General features: G+C 73.5%; 14 protein-coding genes and 2 tRNA genes. 12 read left to right on the top strand and 4 right to left on the bottom strand.

Annotation, left to right across the window (positions count from 1 at the left end):
• Positions 1–13: 13 nt before the first annotated feature.
• Both HLV61_RS16620 and HLV61_RS16615 read left to right on the top strand, forming a co-directional pair.
• Entirely contained in the window at positions 14–769 is a 756-nt protein-coding gene (locus HLV61_RS16620; protein WP_369257377.1) for a hypothetical protein, read from the top strand.
• Positions 766–2,532 carry an ABC transporter ATP-binding protein gene (locus HLV61_RS16615; RefSeq protein ID WP_369257511.1) on the top strand — a complete coding sequence of 589 codons (1,767 nt, stop codon included), beginning with the start codon at positions 766–768 and terminating at the stop codon, positions 2,530–2,532. The genes HLV61_RS16620 and HLV61_RS16615 overlap by 4 nt, the downstream gene beginning before the upstream one ends.
• Before the next feature lie 101 nt (positions 2,533–2,633).
• Here HLV61_RS16615 and HLV61_RS16610 read toward each other — a convergent pair whose 3' ends face one another.
• Positions 2,634–4,148, bottom strand: coding sequence for an SDR family oxidoreductase (locus HLV61_RS16610; protein ID WP_369257375.1), 1,515 nt, complete (start codon positions 4,146–4,148; stop codon positions 2,634–2,636).
• 302 nt (positions 4,149–4,450) lie between these two features.
• On the opposite strand from HLV61_RS16610, the gene gyrB reads away from it, so the two are divergent.
• The 8 genes from gyrB (at position 4,451) to HLV61_RS16570 (ending at position 11,899) form a co-directional block, all read left to right on the top strand.
• Complete coding sequence (gyrB, locus tag HLV61_RS16605; protein WP_369257373.1) at positions 4,451–6,487, top strand: DNA topoisomerase (ATP-hydrolyzing) subunit B; 2,037 nt, start codon at positions 4,451–4,453, stop codon at positions 6,485–6,487.
• Between the two features lie 100 nt (positions 6,488–6,587).
• A complete protein-coding gene (gyrA, locus tag HLV61_RS16600; protein WP_369257371.1) occupies positions 6,588–9,056 on the top strand; it encodes a DNA gyrase subunit A in 2,469 nt (822 codons plus the stop codon).
• Between the two features lie 276 nt (positions 9,057–9,332).
• The gene (locus HLV61_RS16595) at positions 9,333–9,956 is read left to right on the top strand and encodes a DUF3566 domain-containing protein (RefSeq protein WP_369257369.1); all 624 of its coding nucleotides are present in this window, start codon (positions 9,333–9,335) and stop codon (positions 9,954–9,956) included.
• A 56-nt stretch (positions 9,957–10,012) separates the two neighbouring features.
• Positions 10,013–10,086 (top strand) — tRNA-Ile (locus HLV61_RS16590).
• 70 nt (positions 10,087–10,156) lie between these two features.
• Positions 10,157–10,306, top strand: a complete 150-nt coding sequence (locus HLV61_RS16585; RefSeq protein ID WP_369257368.1) for a DLW-39 family protein — start codon at positions 10,157–10,159, stop codon at positions 10,304–10,306.
• A 37-nt stretch (positions 10,307–10,343) separates the two neighbouring features.
• Positions 10,344–10,416 (top strand) — tRNA-Ala (locus HLV61_RS16580).
• Between the two features lie 53 nt (positions 10,417–10,469).
• Positions 10,470–11,003: a peptidylprolyl isomerase gene (locus tag HLV61_RS16575; RefSeq protein ID WP_369257366.1), complete on the top strand. Its 534-nt coding sequence runs from the start codon at positions 10,470–10,472 to the stop codon at positions 11,001–11,003.
• A gap of 128 nt (positions 11,004–11,131) precedes the next feature.
• Entirely contained in the window at positions 11,132–11,899 is a 768-nt protein-coding gene (locus HLV61_RS16570) for a rhomboid family intramembrane serine protease (RefSeq protein WP_369257364.1), read from the top strand.
• 22 nt (positions 11,900–11,921) lie between these two features.
• Here the strand turns inward: HLV61_RS16570 and HLV61_RS16565 are convergent, their stop codons facing one another.
• Entirely contained in the window at positions 11,922–12,329 is a 408-nt protein-coding gene (locus HLV61_RS16565) for a PH domain-containing protein (RefSeq protein WP_369257362.1), read from the bottom strand.
• A 463-nt stretch (positions 12,330–12,792) separates the two neighbouring features.
• Complete coding sequence (gene crgA, locus HLV61_RS16560; protein ID WP_369257360.1) at positions 12,793–13,065, bottom strand: cell division protein CrgA; 273 nt, start codon at positions 13,063–13,065, stop codon at positions 12,793–12,795.
• A gap of 138 nt (positions 13,066–13,203) precedes the next feature.
• Here crgA and HLV61_RS16555 point away from each other — a divergent pair, with 138 nt between their 5' ends.
• Both HLV61_RS16555 and HLV61_RS16550 read left to right on the top strand, forming a co-directional pair.
• Positions 13,204–13,968, top strand: coding sequence for a DUF881 domain-containing protein (locus tag HLV61_RS16555; protein ID WP_369257358.1), 765 nt, complete (start codon positions 13,204–13,206; stop codon positions 13,966–13,968).
• A gap of 25 nt (positions 13,969–13,993) precedes the next feature.
• Positions 13,994–14,641: an aminodeoxychorismate/anthranilate synthase component II gene (locus tag HLV61_RS16550; protein WP_369257356.1), complete on the top strand. Its 648-nt coding sequence runs from the start codon at positions 13,994–13,996 to the stop codon at positions 14,639–14,641.
• Between the two features lie 51 nt (positions 14,642–14,692).
• Here HLV61_RS16550 and pknB read toward each other — a convergent pair whose 3' ends face one another.
• Positions 14,693–16,639, bottom strand: coding sequence for a Stk1 family PASTA domain-containing Ser/Thr kinase (gene pknB / locus HLV61_RS16545; protein ID WP_369257354.1), 1,947 nt, complete (start codon positions 16,637–16,639; stop codon positions 14,693–14,695).
• Positions 16,640–16,650 lie beyond the last annotated feature (11 nt).

The raw sequence follows: 16,650 nt of genomic DNA, 5'->3' as shown, positions 1-16,650 counted from the left end.
GGACGGTGCCCCGATGAGCAGCCCCCGCGACGACCGGCCCGGCGACGACGACCCGCGCGACCGGGACGACCGGGACGACCGGCAGGAGCCCGCACACCCCGGCGAGGACGACCGGGCACCCGGGAGCACCCCCGTGACCGTCGGGTCCGGCCGGCCGCCGCGGGAGCCGGGGGTGGTGGAGCAGGTCTTCGCCTACCGGGGCGACACGGTCGGCGCGCAGGGCTGGGCGCTGCAGCACGGCTGGGAGATCTCCGACGGCACCGCGCCGCAGGACGCCGTCCTCGCCGAGCTGGTGGCCACCGCCCCGGTGCGGGCGACCAGGGACCACCGCCCGGCCGGGGTGATGCGCGGTCGCAGCGGCACGCTGGAGCTGGTCGCCTTCGACGTCGTCTTCGCCGACAAGCGGCGCACCGTGCCCGAGTACGCGGTCACCGCCGCGCCGGTGCTGCTGCCGCTGCCCGGCCTGCGGCTGTCGCCGGCCCGCTTCTGGCGCCACCGCACCGGCGGCCTGCTGCACGTGCCCAGCGGCGACCCGCAGTTCGACGCCCGCTGGGTGCTGCTGGCCGCCGAGGACGGCGAGGCGGTGCGCCGGCTGGTCGGTGACCTCACCGTGCGCGGGCTGCTGATGCACTCCGACGACGGCGACGAGTTCTGGGCGGCCGCGGGCCACCTCGCCGCCGTCCGGCCCGACGGCCACCGTCCCGAGCTGATCGAGCACCACGCCCGCCTGCTGGGCGCGATGGTCTCTGCCCTGGCCGGCGTCCCCTGAGCACCGCCGAGGCCCCCGGGACCGCGCCGTCCGCCGGGCTGCGCGACCTCCTGCCGCTGGTCCGCCCGCACAGGCGACCGCTGCTGCTCGCAGCCGGGCTCTCGCTCGTGGGCGCGGCGGCCGCGCTGGCCCAGCCGGCGCTGACCGGCCGGGTGATCGGCGCCGTCGGTGCCGGCCGGCCGCTGCTGCCCGCCGTCACCGCGCTGGTGCTGGTCCTGGTGGCCGGGGCGGTGCTCGACGCGGTGCAGTCCTACCTGCTGCAGCGCACCGGCGAGGGCGTCGTGCTCACCACCCGCCGCACGGTGGCCGACCGGCTGCTGCGGCTGCCGGTCGCCGAGTACGACCGCCGGCGCACCGGCGACCTGATGTCGCGGGTCGGCGCCGACACCACGCTGCTCCGGGCCACCGTCACCTCCGGCGCGGTGGAGGTGGCCGGCTCGGTGGTGATCGGCGTCGGCGCGCTGGTGGCCATGGCGCTGGTCGACGTCTGGCTGCTGCTCGTGACCGTCGCCTCCGTCGCGGTCGGCATGACCGTGGTGATCAGCAGCAGCCGGCGGATCCGGAAGCTGTCGCGCCTGGCGCAGGAGGAGGTCGGCGCGATGACGGCGGCCGTCGAGCGGGCGCTGTCGGCGGTGCGCACCATCCGGGCCAGCGGGGCCACCGGCCGCGAGGTCGAGGCCGTCGGGGAGAGCGCGGCGCGCGCCTACCGCGCCGGGGTCTCGGTGGCGCGGGTGCAGGCACTGGTGGCGCCGGCCGGCTCGGTCGCCGTCCAGGGGGCCTTCCTCGCCGTCCTCGGGCTCGGCGGCTACCGGGTGGCCACCGGCTCGATCGCCGTCGCCGACCTCGTCGCCTTCATCCTCTACCTGTTCCTGCTGGTCATGCCCCTGGGCCAGGCGATCTCGGCGTGGACCCAGCTGCAGACCGGGCTCGGGGCGCTGGCCCGCATCCAGGAGGTGCTGGTCCTCGAGCCGGAGCACGACGCCGTCCCCGAGGTGGGCGGTGCCACCACGGCACCGCGCCGGCCCGCGCCCGGTGTCCCGCTGCTGGAGCTCGACGACGTCTCGTTCGCCTATCCCGACGGCACGCAGGTGCTGCGCGGGGTGTCGCTGTCGGTGCCGGTCGGCAGCCGGGTGGCGCTGGTCGGGCCGTCGGGCGCGGGGAAGTCGACGGTGCTGGCGCTGGTCGAGGGCTTCTACCCGCTGACCGGCGGCACGATCCGCTGGGCCGGCACCGACGTCCGGGAGCTGCCGCGGGCGGCGCTGCGCGCGCAGCTCGGCTACGTCGAGCAGGAGGCGCCGGTCCTGGCCGGGACGGTGCGGGAGAACCTGCTGCTGGCCGCACCGGACGCCGGCGACGACGCCCTGTGGGCGGTGCTGGCCGACGTCGGGCTGACCGGGGTGGTGCAGCGCTCGGCACGCGGGCTGGACGTGCCGGTCGGCGACGAGGGCGTGCTGCTGTCCGGCGGCGAGCGGCAGCGCCTGGCGATCGCGCGGTCGCTGCTGTCCCGCCCGGCGCTGCTGCTGCTCGACGAGCCGACGGCCAGCCTCGACGCCCGCAACGAGAACCTGCTGCGCGAGACGCTGGCCGCCGCGGCCGCCGACCGGGCGCTGCTCGTCGTCGCCCACCGGCTGTCCACCGTGCTCGACAGCGACCAGATCGTCGTCCTCGACGGCGGCCGGGTGGTCGCCCGGGGCACGCACGCCGAGCTGGTGGAGACCAGCCCCCTCTACCGCGAGCTCGCCACCGCCCAGCTGCTCGTCTGAGGCCACGCACGATCAGGTGACCTGATCGCGCTGCGTCCTGGCTCACGGTCGACGGTGAGCCAGGACGCTCCACCGTGAGCCAGGACGGACGCCTCCCCTCGTCAGGCCGCTCGCGAGGACGCCGTCGCGCCACGCTGGTCGAGCGCCTCGGCGGTCCGGGTGATGTTGCGGATCATGCTGCCGAAGACGACGCCGTGGAACGGTGAGACGCTCCACCAGTAGAGCTGTCCGAGCAGGCCGAGCGGGTGGAACGTCGCCTTCTGCCGCAGCTGGGCACGCCCCGAGTCGGCACGTTCCACGTGGAACTCGAGCCAGGCGAGGCCGGGCAGCCGCATCTCCGCGCGCAGCCGCAGCAGCCGGCCCTCCTCCAGCTCCTCGACCCGCCACCAGTCGAGCGCGTCACCGACGTGGAGGTCGGCCGGGTCGCGCCGGCCGCGGCGCAGCCCGACGCCGCCCACCGCCCGGTCCATCCAGCCACGGACCTCCCAGGCCAGCGGGAAGCTGTACCAGCCGGTCTCCCCGCCGATGCCCTCGACGACCCGCCACAGCGCGTCGGGGGTCGCGTCGGTCTCCCGGGTGCGCTCGTCGAGGTAGAGGCTGCCGCCGGCCCAGTCGGGATCCGACGGCAGCGGGTCCGACGGCGCCCCGGGGACCGAGGCGCCGGTCCACCGGGTGTCGACGGCGTTGTTGCGGACCCTCAGCACGGCCAGGCGCACCGCCTCGTCGAAGCCGAGCAGCCCCTCCGGCGGGTCCGGCACGTACTGCGCGATGTCGTGCTCCTTGCAGACGACGGTGTTGCGCAGGGACTCCACCAGCGGCCGCGCGATGGCCGCCGGCACCGGCGTGATGACGCCGACCCAGTGGCTCGACAGCGACGGCGTGAAGACCGGGACCGGCAGGATCCGCCGCCGCGGCAGGCCGGTCACCTCGGCGTAGCGCTGCATCATCGTGGCGTAGTCCATGACGTCGGGACCGCCGATGTCGAAGCAGCGGTGCACGTCGGGCGGCAGCGTGGCGCAGCCGACCAGGTAGCGCAGGACGTCGCGGATGGCGATCGGCTGGATCCGGCTGTGCACCCAGCGCGGGGTGACCATGACCGGCAGCCGCTCGGTGAGGTAGCGCAGCATCTCGAAGGACACCGAGCCCGAGCCGAGGACGATCGCCGCGCGCAGGACCACCGTGGGCACCCCGGAGTCCAGCAGCACCCGCGCCACCTCGGTCCGGCTGCGCAGGTGGGGGGAGAGCTCCTCGTCGTCCGGCTCGAGCCCGCCGAGGAAGACCAGCCGGCCGACGCCGGCCTCCCGCGAGGCGCGGGCCACCACCTCCGCGGCCCGCCGCTCGGTCGCCTCGAACTCCGGGCCGCTGCCCAGGGAGTGGACGAGGTAGTAGACGACGTCGACGCCCTCGCAGGCCCGGGCCACCGCCCCGGCGTCCGTGGCGTCGGCCTCGGCGACCTCCACCTGGGCGATCCACGGCCGGTCGCGGAGCTTGCGCGGCGAGCGGGTGAGCACCCGGACGCGGTGGCCGGCGGCCAGGAGCTCCGGGACGAGGCGACCGCCGACGTAGCCGGTGGCGCCGGTGACCAGACAGGTGAGCGCACGTTCGGCTGGTGCCATGTCGACCAGTCTGCGAGGGCCGGACCACCCGTGCCCGACAGCCGGAACGGTTCCGCGCCCGCCGGTCGCGCCCAGCGGCCCTGGGCGGGCGTGTCGCACCCTGGGGCAACACAGGTGGTGCGTCCGGGGCCGCGAGTGGCACAGGAGCGGCCTCAGGGCGTGCGTGACGCCGTTCCTGTCGGTGGACCCGGTAACATGGGAACCAGGAATCCCCAGCATCCGGCTCAGTGGCGCTGTGCGCCCTCGGACCGCCTCCCGTGCGGGAGGTCCCGCACGCCGGTCGCTCGACAGAAGGGCCCCACGTGGTCGCTCGACCGAAGACCGAGAACGCCTACTCCGGCAGTTCGATCACCGTCCTCGAGGGACTCGAGGCGGTCCGCAAGCGGCCCGGCATGTACATCGGCTCCACCGGCGAGCGCGGCCTGCACCACATGGTGTGGGAGGTCGTCGACAACTCCGTCGACGAGGCGCTGGCCGGCTACTGCGACACCGTCCGGGTCACCCTGCTGGCCGACGGCGGCGTCCGCGTCGAGGACAACGGCCGCGGCATCCCGGTCGACATGCACCCGCGCGAGAAGCGGCCGACCGTCGAGGTCGTCATGACGGTGCTGCACGCCGGCGGCAAGTTCGACGGCAAGAGCTACGCCGTCTCCGGTGGTCTGCACGGCGTCGGCGTCACCGTCGTCAACGCGCTGTCGAGCTCGCTCGACGTGCGGATCTGGCGCGACGGCAAGGAGTGGCACCAGTCCTACACGCTGGCCAAGCCCGGGCCGCTCGAGGAGGTCGGGCCGACCACCAAGAACGGCACCCAGATCACCTTCTGGGCCGACGGGTCGATCTTCGAGACGACCACCTACTCGTTCGACACCATCAGCCGCCGCCTGCAGGAGATGGCCTTCCTCAACAAGGGCCTGACCATCGTCCTGCGCGACGAGCGGGCCGGTCAGGGCAAGGCCGACACGGGCATGGCCGACGAGATCTCCGTGGCCGAGGCGGCTCCCGCCCCGGGTCACGAGGACGAGGCGTTCGAGCCCACCGAGATCACCTACCGCTACGACGGCGGCCTCGAGGACTACGTCCGCCACATCAACGCGAAGAAGAGCCCGATCCACCGCTCGATCGTCGGCTTCGGCGCCGAGGGCCTCGGCAAGAACGACATGCGGATGAGCGTCGAGGTCGCGATGCAGTGGTCCGACGCCTACTCCGAGTCGGTCTACTCCTTCGCCAACACGATCAACACCCACGAGGGCGGCACCCACGAGGAGGGCTTCCGCACCGCGCTGACGTCGATCGTCAACCGCTACGCCGTCGAGAAGAAGCTGCTCCGGGAGAAGGACGAGAAGCTCACCGGCGAGGACATCCGCGAGGGCCTGGCCGCGATCGTCTCGGTCAAGATCGGCGACCCGCAGTTCGAGGGCCAGACGAAGACCAAGCTCGGCAACACCGAGGTCAAGGGCTTCGTGCAGAAGGTCTGCAACGAGCAGATCTCGCACTGGTTCGAGGCCAACCCGGCCGAGGCCAAGACCATCATCACCAAGGCCGCCTCGGCCGCCCGCGCCCGCCGCGCCGCCCAGGACGCGCGCAAGCTCGCCCGCAAGAACCTGCTGAGCAACAACTCGCTGCCGGGCAAGCTGGCCGACTGCCGCTCCACCGACCCGCGCGCCTCGGAGATCTACATCGTCGAGGGCGACTCGGCCGGCGGCTCGGCCAAGTCCGGCCGCGACTCGATGTTCCAGGCCATCCTGCCCATCCGCGGCAAGATCATCAACGTCGAGAAGGCACGCATCGACCGGGTCCTCAAGAACACCGAGGTCCAGTCGATGATCACGGCCTTCGGCACCGGCATCCACGACGAGTTCGACGTCTCGAAGCTCCGGTACCACAAGATCGTGCTGATGGCCGACGCCGACGTCGACGGCCAGCACATCCGCACGCTGCTGCTCACCCTGCTGTTCCGCTTCATGCGGCCGCTGGTCGAGGCCGGCTACGTCTACCTGGCCCAGCCGCCGCTGTACAAGATCAAGTGGGGCGGCAAGTTCGGCGACGAGTACGTCTACACCGACAAGGAGCGCGACGCCGTCCTCAAGGCCGGCGCCGAGGCCGGCCGCAAGCTGCCCAAGGACGACGCGATCCAGCGGTTCAAGGGGCTCGGCGAGATGAACGCGACCGAGCTGTGGGAGACCACCATGAACCCCGAGACCCGGATCCTGCTCCAGGTCACCCTCGAGGACGCCGCGACGGCCGACGAGCTGTTCAGCGTGCTCATGGGCGAGGACGTCGACGCCCGCCGCAGCTTCATCACCCGCAACGCCAAGGACGTCCGCTTCCTCGACGTGTGACGCGGACCCCCTGCGCCCTCCGCTGCTCGCGGCCGGGGGGCGCAGGGGTCCCACACGGCGCCGACCGCGACTCCCTCCTTCGACAGTGGAGAACTGAACCGTGACGGAGACCCCACCCCGCGACCGCGTCGAGCCGGTCGACCTCCAGCAGGAGATGCAGCGCAGCTACATCGACTACGCGATGAGCGTGATCGTGGGCCGCGCGCTCCCGGAGGTCCGGGACGGGCTCAAGCCCGTGCACCGCCGCGTGCTGTTCGCGATGTACGACCAGGGCTTCCGCCCCGACCGCGGGTACGTCAAGTGCGCCCGCGTCGTCGGTGAGGTGATGGGTAACTACCACCCCCACGGCGACAGCTCGATCTACGACGCCCTCGTGCGGCTGGCCCAGCCGTGGTCGATGCGCTACCCCCTGGTCGACGGCCAGGGGAACTTCGGCTCCCCGGGCAACGACCCGGCGGCGGCCATGCGCTACACCGAGGCCCGGCTGACGCCGCTGGCCATGGAGATGCTGGCCAACATCGACGAGGAGACCGTCGACTTCCAGCCCAACTACGACGGCAAGAACCAGGAGCCGCTGGTCCTGCCGGGGCGCATCCCCAACCTGCTGATCAACGGCTCGGCCGGCATCGCGGTCGGCATGGCCACCAACATGCCGCCGCACAACCTGCGCGAGGTCGCCTCCGCGGTGTTCTGGATGCTCGAGCACCCCGACGCCGAGCCGGAGGAGGCCCTCACCGCGTGCATGGAGCGGATCAAGGGCCCGGACTTCCCGACCCACGGCCTGATCGTCGGCCGCGACGGGATCGAGGACGCCTACCGCACCGGCCGCGGCTCGGTCCGCATGCGCGCGGTGGTCACCGTGGAGGAGGACGCCCGCGGCCGCGTCCAGCTCGTCGTCACCGAGCTGCCCTACCAGGTCAACCCGGACAACCTCGCCGAGGCGATCGCCGAGGGCGTCAAGGACGGCCGGCTGCAGGGCATCAGCGAGATCGCCGACGAGTCCAGCGACCGCGTCGGGCGCCGGCTGGTCATCACGCTGCGCCGCGACGCCGTCGCCAAGGTCGTGCTGAACAACCTCTACAAGCACACCCAGCTGCAGACGTCGTTCGGCTGCAACATGCTCTCGATCGTCGACGGCGTCCCGCGGACGCTGCGCCTCGACGAGCTGGTGCGCCTCTACGTCGACCACCAGGTCGAGGTCATCCAGCGGCGGACCCGCTACCGGCTGCGCAAGGCCGAGGAGCGCGCGCACATCCTGCGCGGCTGGGCCAAGGCCCTCGACCAGCTCGACGCCGTCATCGCGCTCATCCGCAGCAGCCCGTCGGCCGACGAGGCCCGCAGCGGGCTGATGGAGCTGCTCGACGTCGACGAGATCCAGGCGGTCTCCATCCTCGACCTGCAGCTGCGCCGGCTGGCCGCCCTCGAGCGTCAGCGGATCCTCGACGAGCTGGCCGAGATCGAGGCCCGCATCGCCGAGCTGCAGGCGATCCTCGACTCGCCCCAGCGGCAGCGGGAGATCATCCGCGACGAGCTGGCCGAGATCGTCGACAAGTACGGCGACGACCGCCGCACGCAGTTCGTCGCCAACGACGGCGACGTCTCGATGGAGGACCTCATCGCGGAGGAGGAGGTCGTCGTCACCATCACCCGCACCGGCTACGCGAAGCGGACCAAGAGCGACCTCTACCGCTCGCAGCGCCGCGGCGGGAAGGGCGTGATGGGGGCCGCCCTCAAGCAGGACGACCTCGTCGACCACTTCTTCGTGGGCTCCACCCACGACTGGATCCTGTTCTTCACCAACAAGGGTCGGGTCTACCGGGCCAAGGCCTACGAGCTGCCCGAGGCCAACCGCACCGCCCGCGGCGCGCACGTGGCCAACATCCTGGCGTTCCAGCCGGACGAGAAGATCGCCCAGGTCATGCAGATCAAGGACTACGGCGTCGCGCCGTACCTGGTCCTGGCCACGGCGAACGGGCAGGTGAAGAAGACCCGGCTGTCGGACTTCGACTCCCCGCGCAGCGGCGGCGTGATCGCGATCAACCTGCGCGAGAACGACGAGCTGGTCGGTGCCGCGCTGATCGATCCGGAGCAGGACCTGCTGCTGGTCACCCGCGCGGCCATGTCGATCCGGTTCAAGGCCGACGACGCCACGCTGCGCCCGATGGGCCGGGCCACCGAGGGCGTGCGCGGCATCGTGCTGGCCCCGGGCGACCGGCTCCTGTCGATGATGGTGGTCGAGGAGGGTGTCGACGTCATGGTCGCCACCGAGCGCGGCTTCGCCAAGCGGACCGGCATCGAGAACTACCCGGCGCAGGGGCGCGGCGGGAAGGGCGTGCTCACCGCCGACCCCAAGGCGCGCAAGGGTGCCCTGGTCGGGGCGCTCGCGGTGCGGCTCGGCGACGAGCTGTACGCGATCACCTCCGGCGGCGGCGTCATCCGGACGCCGGTCAACGGCGTGCGCCACAACAAGGACCGGGCCACCATGGGTGTCAAGCTCATGAACTTGCCCGAGGACGTGACGATCGTGGCGATCGCCCGGACGACGGACAACGACGAGCCCGCCGCCTAGTGTGAGACCGGGAGCACGGCGAGTGGCGACCTCGGGTCGCCGCTCGCCCCCGGCTCCCTCTGACGGGAACGACCGGCGCCCGGGCGCCTCCGGCACCGCGCCGGGGCGACCGGACGCGACGACGCGGCGAGGGCCGCAGGCGAACGGGAGAACGGCATGAGCGACCGGCCGCAAGCGGTGCGCACCGGGGTCCGCCCGGACGGCGCGCTCGGGTCGGACGGCACGCCGGGGGCGGGTGCGTCCCCGGCGGGTGCGTCTCCGGTGGGTGCGTCTGCGGTGGGTGCGTCCGCGGCCGGCCAGCAGGGCCCGGGCGGCCCGTCGCTGACCAAGCCGTCCACGGGCCAGGCCCCCGTCCAGGCACCGGGCCAGTTCACCGGCCAGGCTCCCGCCCAGGTCCCGGCCGATGCCACCGTCCCGCCTCCGTCGAGCAGCACCCAGGTCGTGCCGCCGGCCTCCGTGGCGCCGCCGCCGGCCGCCGGCGCCCGCACCGGGCAGCAGCCGGCCGCCGCCAAGGGCAAGAGCCGCGGTGGCCGCGGTCCGCGCCGGGCGCGGCTGCAGCTGCGGCACATCGACACCTGGTCGGCGCTGAAGATCTCGCTGGTCCTGTCGATCGCGCTGTTCTTCGTCTGGATGGTCGCGGTCGGGATCCTCTACGGCGTCCTGTCCGGACTCGGCGTCTTCGACACCCTCAACGACCTGTTCGGCCAGCTCGGCACGGCCTCGGACGGCGAGGGCGGCAGCAACGTCATCACCCCGGGCGTGGTCTTCGGCGGCGCCGCCGTCATCGGCGCGATCAACATCGTGCTGATGACCGCGCTGTGCACCGTCGCGGCGTTCGTCTACAACCTCTGCGCCGACCTCGTCGGCGGCCTCGAGGTCACGCTCGCCGAGCGGGACTAGCGCGGTACCCGCGTGCGGGGGCCCGGGAGGGTCCAGGTACGCTGGTCGAGGTCCACGGGCCTGTAGCTCAGGCGGTTAGAGCGCATCCCTGATAAGGATGAGGCCGGAGGTTCAAGTCCTCCCAGGCCCACCCGTGTACCGGTGCCCCCGGCACCGCGGAGCGAGGCCCCGTCCGTGGCCGCCGTCCCAGGAGGTACCGCGTGCTCAAGAAGTTGGCCCTGGCCGCAGTCGCGGCCGGCGCCGTCGCTGCCGTCCGCCGACGCTCGTCCGGCAACGGCACGAGCGAGGCCGATCTGTGGCACGAGGCCACCAACGGCCCGCAGGCGGTCAGCCGCCCCACCGCCCGCTGATCCCACGCTCCCGTCCGGGAGCTCCCGGGGACAGCCCGGGGACGTAGCTCAATTGGCAGAGCACCGCCTTTGCAAGGCGGGGGTTAGGGGTTCGATTCCCCTCGTCTCCACTCCGCCCGGCCTGACCGGGAGCGCCCCGCGCGCAGGTGGGAGAGTGGGTGTCGTGACCGAATCGACTCCCGCACGCCGTGCCGTGCTGCACACCAACCACGGCGACATCACCCTCGACCTGTTCCCCGACCACGCGCCGAAGACGGTCGCGAACTTCGCGGACCTGGCCGAGGGCCGCCGCGAGTGGACGCACCCGGCCACCCGCCAGAAGACGACCGACCCGCTCTACGACGGGACCGTCTTCCACCGGATCATCGACGGCTTCATGATCCAGGGCGGCGACCCGCTCGGTCAGGGCATCGGCGGCCCCGGGTACCAGTTCGGCGACGAGTTCCACCCCGAGCTGACCTTCAACCGGCCGTACCTGCTGGCCATGGCCAACGCCGGCCCGGGCACCAACGGCTCGCAGTTCTTCATCACCGTCGGCCCCACGCCGCACCTGAACCGCAAGCACACGATCTTCGGCGAGGTCGCCGACCAGAGCAGCCGCGAGGTCGTGGACCGCATCGCCAAGGTGCGCACCGGCCGCAACGACAAGCCCGTCGAGGACGTCGTCATCCAGTCGGTCGAGGTGCAGCGCAGCTGACCACCGGTCCCGACGACGGGGGCGCCGGCCGGCCGCCGGCGCCCCCGTCGGCCACCTGCTACCGCCACCCGGACCGGCCGACGGGTGTCCGGTGCGTCCGGTGCGAGCGGCCCATCTGCCCGGAGTGCATGACGCCGGCGTCGGTCGGCTTCCAGTGCCCCGACGACGTCCGCGCGGGCAACGCCGGCGTCCGCCGTGCCCGCCCCGTCTCCCGCCTGGCCGGCGCGCGCCGCCGGTTCGGCCCGGTGACCGTCTCGCTGGTCGCGGTCAACCTCGTCGTCTTCGTCATCACCGCCGTCTCGGCGGCCTCGGTCGGTGAGAGCCCGCTGGACAACTGGCGCTCGCCGGTGTTCCAGGAGTTCTCGCAGGTGCCCGTCCTCGTGGACGTGCTCGGCCAGGACTGGCGGCTGCTCACCGGGGCGTTCCTGCACATCGGGATCACCCACCTGCTGCTGAACATGCTCAGCCTGCTCATCTTCGGCCCCGAGCTCGAGGGCCGGCTCGGCCGGTGGCGCTACCTCGCCGTCTACCTCGTCTCCGCTCTGGGCGGCGCCGTGGCCATCCAGTTGTTCGGCGACCCCGGTCGGCCCGTGGCCGGTGCCTCCGCGGCCCTCTACGGCCTCCTGGGCGCCCTGGGCGTGCTCATGGTGGTGGCCCGCCAGGACCTGCGGGGCCTGCTCACCCTGCTGGCCATCAACGTCGTCATCAGCTTCCTGCCCGGGGTGTCCCTGCTCGGCCACCTGGGTGGCCTGGTCGCCGGCATCCTGGCCACCGGGCTGCTCGTCCTCGCCCGTCGGCGCACGGCGCTGCAGGCGGGGGGCCTCGCGCTGCTCGCGGCGACGCTGGTGACCCTCGCCCTGTCCGTCCCCCCACCGCTGGTGGTCCTCGGCCTCTGAGCCCCCACCCGGCCGCAGTGCCTCAGGCCGGCCGCAGCGCCTCGAGGGCCTGCGCGACGGCCGCCGGGTCGGTCCCCAGGTCGCGGCGGCCCAGGACCACCAGCGTGCCGGCGTCGTCGGGACCACCGGCGGTGTCGAGCTCGAGCAGCCGCGAGCGCGTCCCCAGTCGCCGCGTCGTCCGCAGCCGCACCCGCAGATCCGGCCAGGGCAGCCGCGTGCGGCCGCCCAGCGTCCGCACGACGACGCCGGCGTCGTCGGCCGCCAGGCGAGGCCGAAGGACGACGTCGCGCAGCGCCAGGGCCAGCAGCAGCACCCCGGCCGCGCCGACCAGGAGCCGGCCACCGGCATCGAGGGTCAGAGCGGCCGGCAGGAGCAGCACGCCGCCGAGACCGAGGGCGACCGTCTCCGCCGTCCGTGCCGACCAGTGCACATCTCCACCCTCCCAGGCCGTGTCGTCCGTCCACAGGCCGGGTGCCCTGGGGACGGCGCCCCGGAGGAGGGGATCTGCCCTGCTCGGCGCGCGTGTCGACTCCTCGACGCCAGGTCCGTGATTGCTGTGTGTGACCGTCCCGGTGCAGCGCCCTTGTCGACACATCCACAGCTGGGTACACAGCTGGGGACAAAGCACAGACCTGTAGTTTCCGGGCCGCCCTTCACGTCACACCCGCCCCACCGGTGAGGAACGCACTGCTCAGCGCGGTGCAGTCGAACACGCGTTCTCCACACGTGGTGGACAACCCTGGGGGTGGATCGTCATGTCGACCTGTGGATGCACCCACCGGCTGTGCACAGCGGTGCACACCCCCGGTGGCAGCCGCTCTCCCCGGCCCGTGTACGGACGGAGGCCCCCGTCCCGGACGCGGGACGGGGGCCTCCGGTGAGGTCCGGTGCGGCTACCTCCAGCGCATCGACATGATCAGGCCGAGCACCATGGCGCCGAAGCCGATGGCGAAGTTCCACGCCCCCAGCGAGACCATGAACGGGATCTGGTCGCCGGCCACGTAGTAGACGACGATCCACAGCAGGCCCAGCACCATCAGCGTCACCATGAGCGGCGCGTACCAGCGCGGGCTGGGCTGGACGGCCCGCGCGCTCGCCGCCCGCGACTGCAGCACGCCCTCGGGCGGGGTGTAGACCGACTTCTTGCGGACCTTGGACTTGGGCACCTGGACCGACTCCTGCTGACTCGCTCGGCTGCCGGTCCGTCACGACCGGCACGATCGCCGTCCAGCCTAAGCTCCGGGGGGAGCCGCACGGTCCTCCCGACGGTCGTGCCTCGCCCTCGCGTCCCCCCAGGAGCCGCTGTGACCCCGCCCGCGCCCCCGGCGACCGTCCGGCGCGGCCGGTCGGGCTGGGGCGCCCTGGTGCCCGTGGTGGCGCTGGCCGCGGGGCTGCTCTTCGCCACCTCCGGCCAGACCGCCGAGGGGTCGGACCTGCGGGCCGGCAACGTCACCGAGCTGTCGGGACTCATCGCCCAGCGCAACGAGGTCATCCTCGAGCAGCAGCAGCAGCTGGCCGACCTGCAGCGCCGGGCCCGCGAGCTCACCGACCAGGCCGCCTCCCGGGACGGCGCCGTCGCGCAGGCGCAGGCCGCCGGGGACGCCGGCGCCCTCTCGGCGGGCCTGGTGGCCCTCCGGGGGCGGGGGCTGGAGATCACCCTCGACGACGCCCCGCGCCGGCCCGACGGCAGCCTGCCGATGGGCGCCCGCGCCGACGACGTGGTGATCCACCAGTCCGACGTGCAGGCCGTGGTCAACGCCGTGTGGGCCGCGGGGGCCGACGGAGTGGCCGTCATGGACCAGCGGCTGGTCGCCACCAGCGCCGTCCGCTGCGTGGGCAACGTGCTGCTGCTCCAGGGGCGGACCTACTCGCCGCCGTTCGTCGTCACCGCGATCGGGGACCCGGCCGCCATCCGCGCCCAGCTGGCCGCCTCGCCGCAGGTGGCGGTCTTCCAGCAGGCGGTCGAGGACTTCGGGCTCACCTTCGGCGTCCGCGACCGGCCCGAGGTGACGGTGCCGGCGTACACCGCCCCGCTGGACATGGCCTACGCCACAGCCTCTGACGGCTGAGCGGGCGCTGCGGTACACAGGGACCGTGAGCCGGCCCGTCCTCGTCGTCGACAACTTCGACAGCTTCGTCTACAACCTGGTCCAGTACCTGGGCCAGCTGGGCGTCGAGTGCGTCGTCCGGCGCAACGACGCCGTGACCGTCGACGAGCTGCCCGACCTCGACGTGGCCGGTGTGCTGCTGTCCCCCGGGCCGGGCACGCCCGCCGGCGCCGGGGTGACCGTCCCCATGGTGCGGGCCGCAGCCGAGGCCGGGACGCCGGTGCTGGGCGTGTGCCTCGGGCACCAGGCGATCGCCGAGGCGTTCGGCGCCGAGGTGGTCCGGGCGCCGGAACTGCTGCACGGCAAGACCAGCGAGGTCGTGCACGACGGCGCCGGCGTGCTCGCCGGGCTGCCCTCGCCGTTCACCGCCACCCGCTACCACTCGCTGGCCGTGGACCGCGCCACCGTCCCCGACGAGCTCGAGGTCACCGGCGCCACGGAGTCGGGTGTCGTCATGGCGCTGCGGCACCGCGAGCTGCCCGTCGAGGGCGTGCAGTTCCACCCCGAGTCGGTGCTCACCGAGGGCGGCCACCAGATGCTCGCCACGTGGCTGGCGACCTGCGGCCTCGCGCCCGACCCCGCCGTCGTCGAGGCGGCCGCGGCGGGCGCACGGAGGCTGTCCGCAGCCGTGTGACCCCGTATGACAGAAGGGCCCCTCCCGGACGGGAGGGGCCCTTCTCTCGTCTCAGCCGGTCGGCGGCGAGGGTGACGTGGGGGTGGGAGTGCCCCCGTCCCCACCCGGGACCGCCCGGTAGACGATCAGGACGATCGCGCCGTCGGCGGCCACCGAGGAGCCCGGCGTCGGGTTGCTGCCGGCGACCGTCTCCGGGGTCTGACCGGCCCCGGCCTCGAGCGGCTGCACGGTGATCGTGCCGGTGAAGCCGGCGGCGGCCAGCGTCTGCCGCGCCTGCTGCTCGGTCTGGCCGACGATCGCGGTGGGCACGCTGATCTCCGCGGCACCGCCGGACACCTGCAGGGTGATCGCCTGGTCGGCGCCCGCCTGCTGGCCGGCGGCCGGGTTGGTGGCGATCGCGGTGCCGGCGGGCTGGTCGGAGTCGACCTCGCTGACGGTCACGTTGCGGAAGCCGGCGTCCAGGAGCGCCTGGCGGGCGGCGTCCTGCGGCTGGCCGGCCACGTCCGGGACCGCGTCCGTGCCGTCGGACACCGACAGCGTGACGGCGGTGCGCGGCGCGACGGCGGTGCCCTCCTCCGGGTCCACCGCGACGACGGTGCCCTCCTCGGCGAGGGAGTCGGTCTGGTCGGAGCTGACGGTGCCGGTGAACCCGGCGTCCTCGAGCGCGGTGCGCGCCCGGTCCTCGTCGAGGTCGACCACCTGCGGCACGGTCACGGTGTCGGGCGCGCCCGCGACCGTCAGGTCCACCTGCGTGCCCTCGTCGACCCGGGCACCGCCGGCCGGGGTGGTGGACTGCACCGTGCCGACGGCGGCCTCGTCCTGGCTGGGCTGCGTGGTCACCGTGCCCACCTGCAGGCCGGCCGCCTCGATGGCTGCCTCGGCGTCGGCCTGCGGCTGACCGACGAGTCCGGCGGGCACGGTGACCTGTGCGGTGGCCTGCGGCTGCGGGTCGTCGTCGCCGGAGTTGACCAAGAGGGCCACCCCGACGACGGCGCCGATGAGCACCAGCGCGCCGACGACCAGGGCGATCACCCGGTTGCGCTTGCGCCGGCGCGCGGCCTCGTCGTCGTCCCAGTCCCCGTCGCCGTAGGCGCCCGGGGTGGCGCCGAGGATGGTGGTCTTCTCCTCGTCGCCCATGACCGGCGTGGCCTCGACCCGCTGCCCGGCCAGTGCCCGCAGCAGGTCGTTGCGCATCTCGGCGGCCGACTGGTACCGGTTGGCCGGGTTCTTGCTCATCGCCTTCATGACGATGGCGTCGAGCTCCGGCGGGATGGCGGGATTGACCGACGACGGCAGCCGCGGGTCCTCGCGCACGTGCTGGTAGGCCACCGAGACGGGCGAGTCGCCCGTGAACGGCGGCGCGCCGGTGACGAGCTCGTACAGCAGGCAGCCGAGGGAGTAGACGTCGGAGCGCGCGTCGACGGCCTCGCCGCGGGCCTGCTCGGGGGAGAGGTACTGGGCGGTGCCGATGACCGCGGCGGTCGAGGTCATCGTGGCGGCGGAGTCCGACACCGCCCGGGCGATGCCGAAGTCCATCACCTTGACGGTGTCCTGGGGCGTGATCATCACGTTCCCGGGCTTCACGTCGCGGTGCACGATGCCGTTGCGGTGGCTGAAGTCGAGGGCGGCGCAGATGTCGGCGGCGAGGGTCATCGCCTTCTCCGGCCGCAGCACACCCTCGCGGCGCAGCACGTCGCGCAGCGTGTCGCCCTCGACGTACTCCATGACGATGTAGGGCGTCGCGCCGCTCGGCGACCGGTCCTCGCCGGTGTCGTACACCGCGACGATCGACGGGTGGTTGAGCGAGGCGGCCGCCTGGGCCTCCCGCCGGAAGCGGACCTGGAACGACGGGTCGCGGGCCAGGTCGCTGCGCAGGACCTTCACCGCCACCTCGCGGCCGAGCCGCAGGTCCCGCCCGCGGTGCACCTCCGCCATGCCACCGCGGCCGAGCACCCCGCCGATCTCGTAGCGCTCGCCGAGCACCTGGGGGGTGGTCATCGGTGGTCCTC

Source organism: Geodermatophilus amargosae (assembly GCF_041028265.1).
In the GTDB taxonomy this organism is placed as follows: Bacteria; Actinomycetota; Actinomycetes; order Mycobacteriales; family Geodermatophilaceae; genus Geodermatophilus; species Geodermatophilus amargosae_A.
Note: the sequence above shows the minus strand (reverse complement) of the source record. Positions and strands in the feature narration are given on the sequence as shown.

Excerpts from the sequence above, each read along its gene's own strand:
- HLV61_RS16620 (WP_369257377.1), top strand. The coding sequence starts at position 14 with ATGAGCAGCCCCCGCGACGACCGGCCCGGCGACGACGACCCGCGCGAC.
- HLV61_RS16610 (WP_369257375.1), bottom strand. The coding sequence starts at position 4,148 with ATGGCACCAGCCGAACGTGCGCTCACCTGTCTGGTCACCGGCGCCACC.
- HLV61_RS16570 (WP_369257364.1), top strand. The coding sequence starts at position 11,132 with ATGACGCCGGCGTCGGTCGGCTTCCAGTGCCCCGACGACGTCCGCGCG.
- pknB (WP_369257354.1), bottom strand. The coding sequence starts at position 16,639 with ATGACCACCCCCCAGGTGCTCGGCGAGCGCTACGAGATCGGCGGGGTG.